This window comes from Streptomyces sp. NPDC043746, from assembly GCF_056436485.1.
In genome coordinates, this window is the sequence record NZ_JBWKCM010000006.1 from 195,576 (window position 1) to 207,336 (window position 11,761).

General features: G+C 73.2%; 12 protein-coding genes. 3 read left to right on the forward strand and 9 right to left on the reverse strand.

The annotated features are described in order from the left end of the window. Positions 1 to 82: 82 nt before the first annotated feature. The 3 genes from AC0682_RS09605 to AC0682_RS09615 all read right to left on the reverse strand — a co-directional run bounded on the left by AC0682_RS09605 (position 83) and on the right by AC0682_RS09615 (position 2,564). On the reverse strand, positions 83 to 277 hold the full coding sequence (locus AC0682_RS09605) for an antitoxin (RefSeq protein WP_478531974.1): 195 nt from the start codon (positions 275 to 277) through the stop codon (positions 83 to 85). A gap of 293 nt (positions 278 to 570) precedes the next feature. Then, positions 571 to 1,566, reverse strand: coding sequence for an MASE1 domain-containing protein (locus AC0682_RS09610; RefSeq protein ID WP_478531976.1), 996 nt, complete (start codon positions 1,564 to 1,566; stop codon positions 571 to 573). Between the two features lie 170 nt (positions 1,567 to 1,736). Next, on the reverse strand, positions 1,737 to 2,564 hold the full coding sequence (locus AC0682_RS09615) for a PP2C family protein-serine/threonine phosphatase (protein WP_478531977.1): 828 nt from the start codon (positions 2,562 to 2,564) through the stop codon (positions 1,737 to 1,739). A gap of 137 nt (positions 2,565 to 2,701) precedes the next feature. Here AC0682_RS09615 and AC0682_RS09620 point away from each other — a divergent pair, with 137 nt between their 5' ends. The 3 genes from AC0682_RS09620 to AC0682_RS09630 all read left to right on the forward strand — a co-directional run bounded on the left by AC0682_RS09620 (position 2,702) and on the right by AC0682_RS09630 (position 6,530). Then, positions 2,702 to 2,971 carry a hypothetical protein gene (locus AC0682_RS09620; RefSeq protein WP_478531978.1) on the forward strand — a complete coding sequence of 90 codons (270 nt, stop codon included), beginning with the start codon at positions 2,702 to 2,704 and terminating at the stop codon, positions 2,969 to 2,971. A gap of 91 nt (positions 2,972 to 3,062) precedes the next feature. Further along, positions 3,063 to 4,550, forward strand: a complete 1,488-nt coding sequence (gene mptB / locus AC0682_RS09625) for a polyprenol phosphomannose-dependent alpha 1,6 mannosyltransferase MptB (RefSeq protein ID WP_478531979.1) — start codon at positions 3,063 to 3,065, stop codon at positions 4,548 to 4,550. Between the two features lie 303 nt (positions 4,551 to 4,853). Next, the gene (locus AC0682_RS09630) at positions 4,854 to 6,530 is read left to right on the forward strand and encodes an ABC-F family ATP-binding cassette domain-containing protein (protein WP_478531980.1); all 1,677 of its coding nucleotides are present in this window, start codon (positions 4,854 to 4,856) and stop codon (positions 6,528 to 6,530) included. 18 nt (positions 6,531 to 6,548) lie between these two features. Here the strand turns inward: AC0682_RS09630 and AC0682_RS09635 are convergent, their stop codons facing one another. From AC0682_RS09635 to AC0682_RS09660, 6 genes are all read right to left on the reverse strand, one after another. Further along, positions 6,549 to 7,457 (reverse strand): aminoglycoside phosphotransferase family protein, encoded by a 909-nt coding sequence (locus AC0682_RS09635; RefSeq protein WP_478531981.1) that lies wholly within the window; start codon positions 7,455 to 7,457, stop codon positions 6,549 to 6,551. A gap of 74 nt (positions 7,458 to 7,531) precedes the next feature. After that, positions 7,532 to 7,756 carry a hypothetical protein gene (locus tag AC0682_RS09640; protein WP_018487766.1) on the reverse strand — a complete coding sequence of 75 codons (225 nt, stop codon included), beginning with the start codon at positions 7,754 to 7,756 and terminating at the stop codon, positions 7,532 to 7,534. Between the two features lie 114 nt (positions 7,757 to 7,870). Continuing rightward, positions 7,871 to 8,491, reverse strand: coding sequence for a hypothetical protein (locus AC0682_RS09645; protein ID WP_478531982.1), 621 nt, complete (start codon positions 8,489 to 8,491; stop codon positions 7,871 to 7,873). A 6-nt stretch (positions 8,492 to 8,497) separates the two neighbouring features. Beyond that, on the reverse strand, positions 8,498 to 9,118 hold the full coding sequence (locus AC0682_RS09650; protein WP_053557928.1) for an L-threonylcarbamoyladenylate synthase: 621 nt from the start codon (positions 9,116 to 9,118) through the stop codon (positions 8,498 to 8,500). Between the two features lie 252 nt (positions 9,119 to 9,370). Next, positions 9,371 to 10,387, reverse strand: coding sequence for a hemolysin family protein (locus AC0682_RS09655; RefSeq protein ID WP_478531983.1), 1,017 nt, complete (start codon positions 10,385 to 10,387; stop codon positions 9,371 to 9,373). Then, positions 10,384 to 11,721, reverse strand: a complete 1,338-nt coding sequence (locus AC0682_RS09660; RefSeq protein WP_478531984.1) for a hemolysin family protein — start codon at positions 11,719 to 11,721, stop codon at positions 10,384 to 10,386. Before AC0682_RS09660 ends, AC0682_RS09655 begins: the two co-directional genes overlap by 4 nt. Between the last annotated feature and the right edge of the window lie 40 nt (positions 11,722 to 11,761).

Below are 11,761 nucleotides of genomic sequence, written 5' to 3' on the forward strand. Positions count from 1 at the left end.
AGCCGTGGCACGGACCGGGGTGCGAGCGGACAGCGACGGCCGATCGCCGCCGACAGCGGTCCGGGCGGGGTCCGGGCGCGGTTCAGGTACGCGGCGGCCCGTCCTGGTCGCGCTCCGCGCCGAACTGCTGCTTGAGCCTGTCCTGCGCGGAGTCGACCTGGCCGCTGTACTTGCCCTCGGTCCGGTCGTCGGCCATGTCTCCGGCCCTGTCGATGCCCTTGCCGGCCTGGTCCTCGTGGCCCTTGAACATCTTCTTGATCCTGTCCAGTGCGGACATGCCTGGCCTCCTCGGCTATGCGCCCCCTCCCGTCAAGGGTCGCCGCCCGGGGCCCGGCCCGCATCCCCGGCACCGGAGGAGCCGGGGATGCGGGGGACGCAGAAGAGCGGAAGCCGGGGCGCGAGAAGTGTGAAGCCGCGCCCACGGGGCAGATACCGGTCACCTGGAGGAGGTGGTGGCCGTGGGCCGCATCCGTATCGTCGTCCGCCGACCCCCGCCCCCGTCCGGGCCGCCCCCGCTCGACCTGCGCACGCCGTCCGGCCGGCCGCTGCCCTACTGAGTCGGCCGCTGCCCTACCGGGGAGCGTGCGGCGGTCCGTTGTCGTAACGGGCCGTCTGCCGTCCCGGCAGGGGCGTGAGCTGCTCCACCAGCGCCTCCAGCTCCACGACCGCGTGCTCCGTCTCATGGCGGATGTTCTGGTGCTCGGCCACGACCGCCCCGAGCAGCAGCGCCGTGAGCGCCACACATGCGTTGAGCACGGTCAGGTTGATCATGATCTCCATCAGGGTGTGGCCCGCGAACGGCCCCAGGGAGTCGGTGCCCGCCGTGATCGCCAGCACCGACACGACCAGGGCGCACGGCGCGCTGCCGGGCAGCTGGAACCGGAGCGCCGCCCAGATGATCACCGGGAACACCAGATAGATCATGGAGAGCGAACTCCTGGTGGAAATCATCCCCGCCAGGACCACCACGACCGCCAGGACGCACGCCTCCGCCCACCGCTCGTCCAGCCGGGGCCGCCGCACCCGGCGCAGCACCAGTAGTACGGGGGTCACCACGAGGACCCCCATGGCGTCCCCGGCCCACCAGGACGCCCAGACCAGCCAGAAGCGCCCCGAGGGAACCTTGCCATCGAGCAGCAGCGTCACGCTGCCTGCGGTCGCGCTGATCAGCATCCCGGCGAACGCGCCGAGGAAGACCAGGTAGATCCCGTCCCGCAGCCGGGCCAGCTCGCTGCGGAACCCCATCTTGCGCAGCAGCGCGTAGGCGACCAGCGGCGCGAGCGTGTTGCCCAGGACGATGCCCATGCGCGACACGGTGAACGCGTCACCGATGGCGGAGACCGTGAAGAGCGCGCCCAGGGCGATGCCCGGCCAGATCCGCACCCCGAAGCACAGCAGCGCTGCGAGCGAGATCCCGGTGGGCGGCCAGAGCGGGGTGACCACGGCACCGTCCACCACCACCTGGCGCGTCAGCCCGAGCCGACCCGACAGGTAGTAGGCGCCGGTCACGCCCAGGATCTGCGCCACGTACACGGCCCGACGTCTGGCTTCCTTACTGCGGATCACACCGCTCATCAGACACCGACCGCGCGGACGAGAGGGCCGGTGACACGCGTCCGGAAGGCTCGGCCGTCCCCGTCCCCGTCCCCGACGGTCGAACGTCCCGGCGTCCGGTGGCGGGGAGCCCCCGCGCCCGACGACAAGGAGTCCGGGTGCCCGCCGTCGCCGTCCGGCCGCTACCGCCCCCGGGCCGGGGCGTGGCGCAGGACGAGTACCGCCGCGTCGTCCTCGTGGCCCGTCCGCTCCGCCGCCCCGAGGACCCCGTCGGCCAGCACGTCCGCGCTCGCCCCAGCGTGGGCCTCTACCAGCCGCCGCACCCGGTCGAGGCCCTCCTCGATCAGCAGTGAGGGACCCTCGACGACCCCGTCGGTGAGCAGCACGATCGCGCCCTCGGTGTGCAGGGTGCGCCGGGTGACCGGATAGCTCTCACCCGTCTGGATGCCCAGCGGCAGGCCCCCCGGGTCCTCCGTGACCCCCGACCGGCCGTCCACGGTCGCCCAGACGCTGGCCACATGCCCGGCCCGGGCGCCGTACAGCTCCCACGTCCGCGGATCCAGCCGCAGGAACGTACAGGTCGCGAAGAGCCCGGAGTCCACCGAGAGGAGCAGGTCGTTGGTCCGGCCCAGGACCTCACCCGGATCGGAGACCGTACCCGCGATCGCCCGCATCGCGATCCGGACCTGCCCCATGAAGGCCGCCGCCTCCACGTCGTGCCCCTGGACGTCGCCGATCGCGAAACCCAGGGCCCCGTCCGCCATCGGGAAGCCGTCGTACCAGTCACCGCCGATGTCCAGGCCGTCGCGCGCGGGCGCGTACCGGGCGGCGGACCGCAGGCCGGGGAGAGCGGGCAGGGTCGCCGGAAGCATGTCGCGCTGAAGGGCCTGCGCGAGTTCCACTCTGGCCTGGTGGAATTCCAGCTCCCGCCGGGCGCGGGCGGTGAGGCTCTGCAACGTGGTCAGCAGGTCCTCGGCGCTCACCGAGCGGGGAGTCCGACGCCGGTTCATGGGCTGCTCCGCGGTGCGTGAGTCCCTGAATCATACGGCGCTCTCCCCGCCGCGGCGACTTCGCCGGAGGGGCCCCGCCCCTGCCGGATGGCCCCGCATGCCGGGCCGTTGTCAGTGGCCGGTGCGATGCTGCCTGCATGGACGAGCTGATGAGGCAGCGACGGGTGTACGGCACCGACCACGACGATCCGCACCCCGGCCCGAGGCCGGGCCACGACTACCGGGAGCTGGTCGGCGGACCGCTCGACGGGCTGCTCCTGGACGTCACCGGCTGGAGCGACGAGGCCCTGCGCGAAGGAGCCGGACTCATGACCGAAATAGGCGCCTATGGTCCAGGTGGCCGCGCGGAGTACGGGCCCCGTTCACCCGACGGCCACCAATGGGACTGGCGCGGCGACGTCCGCTAGCGACCGCGGACCCGGCCCCCTCCGGGCGACCGGCCCTCACTCCGGCCCTGGGGAGACGGGAGGCGCAGGTCGTCCGATAGATTCTGCCGTCATGTGGGCTTTGAGCGCTGTCGGATACCGTCGGCTGGGCACGGCAGCCGCCGTCGCGACCGCCGCGGGGGGCTGGATCTCCGGAAAGCTGCCGGTCCACGACCCCTGGGGGCTCTGGGTCGACCACGGCTCCTCCGTGCGGATCTCCGGGGCAGTCCTCGCCTACGCCGGACTCACCGTGCTCGTCGTCGCCTGGTGGCAGTACGGCAGAACCGCCGCCACCCTCCGCGAGACGCTCACCACCCTCGCCTGGTGGACGGCGCCGTTCCTGCTGGCACCCCCGCTCTACAGCGCCGACGTCTACAGCTACATCGCCCAGGGCGCCATGGTCGTCGAGGGCCTCGACGTCTACACCGTCGGCCCCTCCAGCCTCGACCCGGCGGGGATCGGCGGGGACGCCGCGGCGAGCGTCGGACACCACTGGCGGGACACCCCGGCCCCGTACGGACCGCTCTTCCTCCTGCTCTCCGCCGCTGTGGCGAAGACGACCGGCGGCACCATCGTCCCCGCCGTCCTCGCCATGCGGCTCATCGCCCTCGCCTCGCTGGGCCTCACCGCCTGGGCCCTGTGCCGGCTGGCCCGGGAGCACGGCACCGCCGAGAGCCGCGCCCTGTGGCTGGGGGCGCTCAACCCGCTCCTGCTGATGCACGTCGTCGGGGGCATGCACAACGACGGCCTGATGATCGGCCTCATGCTCGCCGGGTGCGCCCTGGCGCTGCGCGGCCGCTGGGTGGCCGGCAGCGCCCTTGTCGGGCTGGCGATGATGGTCAAGTCCCCGGCCGCCGTGTCACTGCTGTTCATCGGCGTCATGGTGCACGCCTCCGCGGCCGGGCCGCAGCTACGACGGTGGGCCAAGGGACTCCTCGCACCCGGCCTCGTCGCGTGCGCGGTCGCCGGATCGGCCACGCTGGTCAGCGGCACCGGCTTCGGCTGGCTGAGGACCCAGGGCGTCGCCGGTAACATCCACACCGCGCTCTCCCTCGTCAGCGACCTCGGCCTGGGCCTGGGCGAACTGGGCCGCCTGCTCCTGGGCACCGACCCCGAACCCGTCAAGTCCGCCGTGCAGACCCTCGGCCTGGCGGCGGCGGTCGCCTCGATCTTCGTGCTCGCCCGGAGGTCAATGAAGGGCCGTCCGGCCCCGGTCCACGCCCTGGGCCTCGGCCTGCTGGTGCTCGTCGCGCTCTCGCCCATGGTCCAGCCCTGGTACCTGCTGTGGGGCCTCGTGGTCGTCGCCGCCACCCAGCAGCGCGGCCGGGTCGTCACGGTCCTCACCGTCCTGTCGGCCGCGCTCGTCTACGAGACCCACCCCGCGGGAGGCACCCCGCCCTTCGGATTCGCCCTCGCCGGGGTCGCCGCGCTCGTCGCCACCCTCGCCGTCCGCCGCATCCCGCCCGCCACGGAGCCCGCCCGGGTGCCCGGACCCCGCGCCGTCCCCCTGGACACCCCGCAGACCCGGCAGAGCGCCGAGGTCCCTCAGGGAACGGCGTAGATAATCGCTCGACGACCGGCGCGGGCCTTCGGTATCGTGATCACGTCCTGTTGTCTCCGATAGAGGTGGACGTTGCGCATCTGAGGTCCGCGATCATCACGCGGTACGGCCCTGGCCCGTACACAGTCACGACATGCGGCACACCGGCCGCTCGTGGCTCCGCGTGGATGCGACCTCGGTGCCGAGCCCGTCCTTTCCTTCGCAGGACCGCTCCCCGCCACTCCCCGCCCCCGGGCCGGGTCGCCGCGTGCTGTTCGCATACGAAGCCCCTTCTCCTCCGAGCTTCCGACTGCGAGAACCACCATGAGTCACCCCACCGCGCCCGCGGCCTCCGTCGCCGCCTCCCACCTCACCTACCGGTGGCCCGACGGTACGGACCTCTTCGACGGGCTCTCCCTCACCTTCCCCGGGGGCCGCACCGGTCTGGTCGGCACCAACGGCTCCGGCAAGTCGACCCTGCTGCGGCTCCTCGCCGGACAGCTGCGTCCCACGAAGGGATCCCTCACCGTCGCAGGAAACCTCGCCCACCTGCCGCAGAACATCACCCTGGACACGGAGCTGCGGGTCGACGCCGCCCTCGGCATCGCCGAACGGCGGGCCGCCCTGCGCGCCATCGAGGCCGGAGACGTACGGGAGGAGCACTTCGAGACGGTCGGTGACGACTGGGACGTCGAGGAACGCGCCCTCGCCACCCTCGGCTCCCTGGGCCTGGGGGCCGTCGAGCTGGACCGCACCGTCGGGCAGCTCTCCGGCGGCGAGACCGTCCTGCTCCGGCTGGCCGCCCTGCTCCTGGAGCGCCCCGACGTCCTCCTCCTCGACGAACCGACCAACAACCTGGACCTCGTCGCCCGCCGCAGGCTCTACGACGCCGTCGACTCCTGGCGCACCGGCATCCTGATCGTCGTCAGCCACGACCGGGACCTGCTGGAGCGGGTCGACCGCATCGCCGAGCTGCGCGCGGGCGCCGTCAGCTGGTACGGCGGCGGCTGGTCGGCCTACCAGGAGGCCCTCGCCACCCAGCAGGAGGCCGCTGGGCGGATGCTGCGCTCCGCCGAGGCCGACGTACGGCGCCAGCAGCGCGAGCTGGAGGAGGCCCGGATCAAAATCGCCCGCCGCCGGAGCCACGACAGGAAGCTGGACGACCGGCGCCGGGCCCCGCGCATCGTCGCGGGGGAGCGCAAACGCTCGGCCCAGGAGTCCGGCGACCGGCTGCGCGGGCTGCACGAGGACCGGCTGGAGGAGGCCCGCGGACGCAGGGAGGAGGCCGCCGAAGCCGTCCGCCGGGACGTCGAGATCAAGGTGAGCCTGCCCCACACCGCCGTACCCGCGGGCCGCACCGTCCTGACCGTACGGGAGCTGAGCCTCCCCTACGGACAGCTGCGCGGGGGCAGCCTCCAGGTCAGGGGCCCCGAACGCGTCGCCCTGGTCGGCCGCAACGGGGCGGGCAAGACGACCCTGCTGCGCACCATCACCGGGGAACTGGCACCGGGCGAGGGCGAGGCCACCGTTTCCGTGCCGCTGAAGTTCCTCCCGCAGCGGCTCGACGTCCTGGACGACGCCTTGAGTGTCGCCGCCAACGTCGCCCGCACCGCCCCCGGCACCACGGACAACCGGATCCGCTCCCAGCTCGCCCGGTTCCTCTTCAAGGGCGACCGTGCCGAGCAGCTGGCGGGCACCCTCTCCGGCGGCGAACGGTTCCGGGCCGCGCTCGCGGCGACGATGCTCGCCGCCCCCGCCCCGCAGCTGCTCCTGCTGGACGAACCGACGAACAACCTCGACGTGGCGAGCGTTCGGCAGCTGACGAGCGCCCTGGAGTCCTACGAGGGCGCCCTCCTCATCGCCAGCCACGACCTGCCGTTCCTGGAGTCCGTGGGCATCACCCGCTGGATCGTGCTCGACGACGAGCTGCGGGAGAGCGATGCGGAGGAGGTCCGGGCACGGTTCGGCTGCCCGGACCCGACCGCGCAGGGCACCATGTGACCCGCGCCGGGACAGCCCTCAGGCGTACCGGTCGTGGTCGGCGAGCACCTCACCGATCACGTACCGGTTCGCCTCGGCCCGCTCCCGGTCGGTGTGCAGGGTCTCCGACAGCACGAGCATCGCCTTCCACAGGGCCCACCCCCGGGCCCGTGCCCAGGTGGCGTCGTCGGCACCGACCGCCTCGCGGAACGCCGTACGGCTGGTGCCCGCGAACATGGTCCAGGCGATCACCAGATCGCAGGCGGGATCCCCGACGCCCGAGGTGCCGAAGTCGATGACGGCGCTCAGCCCGCCGTTCTCGACCAGGAGGTTGCCGTGGGCGATGCCGCCGTGGAACCAGACCGGTGTTCCGTGCCACTCCGCGGCCAGCGCGGCCCCCCACACGGCGGCCGCCCGGCCGGTGTCGACGTGGTCCTTGAGCAGGGTGAGACAGCGCCGGGTCTCCTCGTCGTAGTGGGCGGGCGAGGCGCCCCGGTACCAGCTGTGCGCTCCGGCGACCGGTCCGCCGGTGGGGTCGCACCGCTGGAGGGCCCCGAGGAATCCGGCGACCTGCACGGCGAACCGGTCCAGGTCGGTGATCCGGTCCGGTGCGGCCGTGTCCCCCGGCAGCCAGCCCCGCACCGACCAGGGATACGGACACCCCTCACCCGGCTCTCCCTCGCCCAGGACCACCGGGACGGGGAGCGGCAGCGCGGGCGCGAGCCGGGGCAGCCGGCGGTTCTCCTTGGACACGGCGGGGGCGTATCCGGCCGCCGTGGGCAGCCGGACGGTCATCGTGTCGCCCAGGCGGTAGGTGCGGTTGTCCCAGCCGTCGACCTCCACGGGAGCGACGGGCAGGGCGCTCCACCGCGGGAACTGGGCGGAGATCAGACGCTTCACCAGGTCCGCGTCGATTCCGGCGCGGCCGTCAGGAGGTTGCGGAGTCATCCGCCGATCATCGGCGCGGGACGTCCGGTGCGGCAACGCGATCTCCGGCACGGGGCCCCACCGGGGGCGGTCTCTCAGGCCGCTTCGTAGTGGTGGGCCCGTCCGCCCCGCCACTCCACCCAGACCGGGTTGTCGAGGAGCCGGTCCGCTTCTTCGAGGCCGGCCTCGCTCAGGAACACGATCACGTCGTGGTCGCTGTGGGCCAGCCCGAGTATCTCGTCCCGGCCTTCGTAGTGCACGGTCACCCGGCGGCCGCCCGAGGGGGTCGGCCGGTGGATGACGATCGGGGGATTAGCCATGGCTCCACCCTGCGACGTGCCCCGTCCCCGCGCATCCCCGGCCGGACCCCTCCGCCGACGGGCCGACCGCAGCCCGCAGAAGGCTCCCGCCCCCTCCCCGGGGCCGAGGGCCGCTCACGGCGCGGCGGTGCAGAGTTCCACCGTTGTGGTGACGCGCACCAGGGACGGGGTGCGCGGGGCGGAGCCGAACCCGAAGGCGACGGGCGGATCGAGCGGGGCGAGCGGCCCCAGCTCCACCCCGTCCAGCACGGCGTCGGCCGCCACGACCGGCCGCAGCCCCCGCGCCCCGTACCACTCCCGCCGCCCCGGACCCGCCCGGCCCAGGGTGCGCACGCCGGGCAGCAGCATTCGGGCGGGCCCATCGCACAGGGCCGCCCAGAGCGGGCTCCGGACGAGCGGTGCGGGCACGGCGGAGAGCAGCCGCCCGAGGGCGGACGGGCGCCCGGCCCGCAGCCGCAGCGACAGCGGCCCCGCCTCCACACGCCAGAGCGTCCTGGTCCCGGTGACGGCCACCGGGACCACCTCGATCCGGTCGAACCGGTACGTGGCGGCGACGAACTCCGCGATCCGGCCCGAGGGCGCGAGCAGCACCCGCATGCCGTCGGGATGCTCGACCATCACATCGCTGAACGCCCCGAACGGCGAACGCGGCCAGTGCCCGACCACCAGCCGGGTGCCCGAGGCGGTGCCCACCCCGGCGATCCAGCCGTCGAACCGCAGCCGCTCACCCGCCACGGCCGCCTACTCGAAGCGGGACGGGTCGCCGGCGCCCCGCCGTACGATCTCCGGCTCGTCACCGGAGAAGTCGATGACCGTCGTCGGCTCGGTGCCGCAGTCGCCCGAGTCGATCACCGCCTCCACCTCGTGGTCGAGGCGCTCCTTGATCTCCCAGCCCTGCGTCAGCGGCTCCTCCTCGTCCGGCAGGAGCAGGGTGCTGGAGAGCAGCGGCTCACCCAGCTCGGCCACCAGCGCCTGGGTCACCACATGGTCGGGGATGCGGACGCCGACCGTCTTCTTCTTCGGGTGCAGCAGCTGGCGCGGCACCTCCTTCGTCGCCGGGAGGATGAAGGTGTAGCTGCCGGGCGTGGCCGCCTTGATCGCGCGGAACACGTCGTTGTCGACCCGGACGAACTGCGCCAGCTGCGCGAAGTCGTGGCAGACCAGCGTGAAGTGGTGGCGGTCGTCCAGGTTGCGGATGGTCCGGATCCGGGCGATGCCCTCGCGGTTGCCCAGCTGACAGCCCAGCGCGTAACAGGAGTCGGTCGGATACGCGACGAGCGCACCGGAGCGGATGCTGTCGACCACCGTGCTGATGGTGCGCGGCTGGGGATTCTCGGGGTGCACGTCGAAGTACTTGGCCATCCAGCGAGCTTACGTGCTCACCAGCGGCCCGTCCGGCGACCTCACGGATATCCGGAAGCGGCCGGTCCGGGCGGCGGCCACGGGGGCGGGGGACACGGCCCCGACCGCAGGGGAGGCGGGCTGCTTCGGCAGCCCTGGGGGGCGGGCTCCCCGGCAGCCGAGGAGCCCGCCCGCCCGGCCGGGGAACTCGCCCCCACGGCCTGGGAGGCGGCCCGGAACCCCGGACCGCCTCCCCTGCACGCTTCCGTACGGTCAGACCGTGGCGGCGCCGACCAGCTCCTCCAGGACGTCCTCCATCGTCACGAAGCCGATGACCGTGCCCTTGTCACCGGCGACGGCGGCCAGGTGCGTCCCGGCGGCGCGCATCGCCGTGAGGGTGTCGTCGAGGGGGGTGTCGATCTCCACCCGGATGACCGGGTGGATCGCGCTCGTGGGCAGCGGCTTGGTGCGCTCGGCGACCCCCAGGGCGTCCTTGATGTGCAGATAGCCCAGCACTCCGTCGTCCGGCCCGGTGACCGGCAGCCGGGAGAAGCCCGAGGCGACCGCCGCCCGCTCCAGCTGCTGCGGGGTGATGCCCAGGTCGACGGTGACGGTCCGGTTCAGCGGGACCATGACCTCGCCCACCGGCCGGGTGCCCAGCTCCAGGGCGTCCCGCAGCCGCTCGCCGTCGGCCGGGGCGAGCAGACCCGCCTCGCTGGAGTCCTTCACCAGACGGACCAGCTCGTCGTCGGTGAAGACCGAGGCGACCTCGTCCTTGGGCTCGACCTTCAGCAGCCGCAGCAGCGTGTTGGCGAGGCCGTTGATACCGAAGATGACCGGGCGCAGCGCCCGGGTCAGCCACACCAGGGACGGGCCCAGGGCCAGGGAGGTGGCGACGGGCGCGGCCAGTGCGATGTTTTTCGGGATCATCTCCCCGATGAGCATGTGCAGGTAGGTCGCCAGGGTCAGCGCGATCACGAAGGCGATCGGGTGGACCAGCGGCCCCGGCACGCCGATCGCGTCGAACGGCGGCTCCAGCAGATGGGCGATGGCCGGCTCCGCGACGGCGCCCAGCACCAGCGAGGAGATGGTGATCCCGAGCTGGGCGGTGGCCATCACGGCCGACAGGTGCTCGATGCCCCACAGGGTGCTCTTGGCCCGGCGGCTGCCGCGCAGGGCCTCCGGCTCGATCTGGCTGCGGCGCACGGAGATCAGGGCGAACTCCGCGCCGACGAAGAACGCGTTCGTGACGAGGGTGAGCGCGCCGATGAGAAGCTGAACGGTGGTCATCGGGCGTCCTCCTCCACCAGGCTCAGGGCCGGGAGGGGCGCGGTGACGCGCACCCGGTCGGCGCGGTGGTGCTCGATGTCGAGCACGTCGAACTGCCAGCCGTCGACCTCCAGCCGGTCCGCGCGGACCGGGATGCGGGCGAGCTGGTTGGCCAGGAGCCCGGCGAGCGTCTCGTACGGGCCCTCCGGCGCGGTGAAGCCGATCCGGTCGAGCTGGTCCAGCCGGATGCTGCCCTCGGCCTCCCAGACCTGGCGGCCGTCACCGAGCGGCTCGGCCGGTGCCAGGTCGGGGCGCTCGTGCGGGTCGTGCTCGTCGCGGACCTCGCCCACGACCTCCTCCACGATGTCCTCCACCGTGGCGACCCCGGCCGTACCGCCGTACTCGTCGATGACGACGGCCATGGTCCGGTGCCGCCGCATCTGCGCCAGCAGCCGGTCCACGGGCAGCGAGTCCGGTACGAGCAGGGGCTCGGTGGCCAGCGCGGTGACCGGGGTCCGGGCCCGCTCGGACTCGTCCAGGGCCAGGACGTCACGGATGTGGACCGTGCCGATGACGTGGTCCAGGCTGTCGCGGTAGACCGGGAACCGGGAGAGGCCGGTGGCCAGCGTGAGGTTGGCGGCGTCGGCCGCGGTGGCGTGGGCCTCCAGGGCCCGTACGTCCACGCGGGGCGTCATCACGTTCTCGGCGGACAGCTCCGCCAGGTGCAGGGTCCGCACGAACAGCTCCGCCGAATCCTCCTCGATGGCGCCCTCGCGGGCCGAGTGCCGAGCGAGGGCGATCAGCTCCTGCGGGGTACGGGCCGAGGCCAGCTCCTCGGCCGGCTCCAGGCCGAACCGGCGCACGGCGCGGTTGGCGGTGTTGTTGAGGTGGCGGATCAGCGGGGCGAAGCAGGCCGTGAACGCGCGCTGCGGGCCGGAGACGACCTTGGCGACGGCGAGCGGGCTGGAGATCGCCCAGTTCTTGGGGACGAGTTCACCGACGACCATGAGGACGACGGTGGACAGCGCGACACCCAGCAGCGTCGCGACCGTGGAGACGGCGCCCGCCGGGAGCCCCACGGACTCCAGGGAGGGGCGCAGGAGCACGGCCAGGGACGGCTCGGCCAGCATGCCGATGACCAGGGAGGTCACGGTGATGCCGAGCTGGGCGCCGGACAGCTGGAACGTGAGCCGCTTGGCGGCCTTGAGCGCGCTCTCGGCGCCGTGCTCACCGGCAGCCGCGGCCCGTTCGAGTTCGCCGCGCTCGATGGTGGTCAACGAGAACTCGGCCGCGACGAACACCGCGCACGCCAGCGTCAGCGCCAGGGCGAGGAGGAGCAGAAGTACTTCGCTCACCGTGTCACCTCCGTCCCTCGGTGTGCAGGGGCAGAAATGA

Excerpts from the sequence above, each read along its gene's own strand:
- AC0682_RS09605 (WP_478531974.1), bottom strand. The coding sequence starts at position 277 with ATGTCCGCACTGGACAGGATCAAGAAGATGTTCAAGGGCCACGAGGAC.
- AC0682_RS09615 (WP_478531977.1), bottom strand. The coding sequence starts at position 2,564 with ATGAACCGGCGTCGGACTCCCCGCTCGGTGAGCGCCGAGGACCTGCTG.
- AC0682_RS09620 (WP_478531978.1), top strand. The coding sequence starts at position 2,702 with ATGGACGAGCTGATGAGGCAGCGACGGGTGTACGGCACCGACCACGAC.
- mptB (WP_478531979.1), top strand. The coding sequence starts at position 3,063 with ATGTGGGCTTTGAGCGCTGTCGGATACCGTCGGCTGGGCACGGCAGCC.
- AC0682_RS09630 (WP_478531980.1), top strand. The coding sequence starts at position 4,854 with ATGAGTCACCCCACCGCGCCCGCGGCCTCCGTCGCCGCCTCCCACCTC.
- AC0682_RS09635 (WP_478531981.1), bottom strand. The coding sequence starts at position 7,457 with ATGACTCCGCAACCTCCTGACGGCCGCGCCGGAATCGACGCGGACCTG.
- AC0682_RS09640 (WP_018487766.1), bottom strand. The coding sequence starts at position 7,756 with ATGGCTAATCCCCCGATCGTCATCCACCGGCCGACCCCCTCGGGCGGC.
- AC0682_RS09650 (WP_053557928.1), bottom strand. The coding sequence starts at position 9,118 with ATGGCCAAGTACTTCGACGTGCACCCCGAGAATCCCCAGCCGCGCACC.
- AC0682_RS09655 (WP_478531983.1), bottom strand. The coding sequence starts at position 10,387 with ATGACCACCGTTCAGCTTCTCATCGGCGCGCTCACCCTCGTCACGAAC.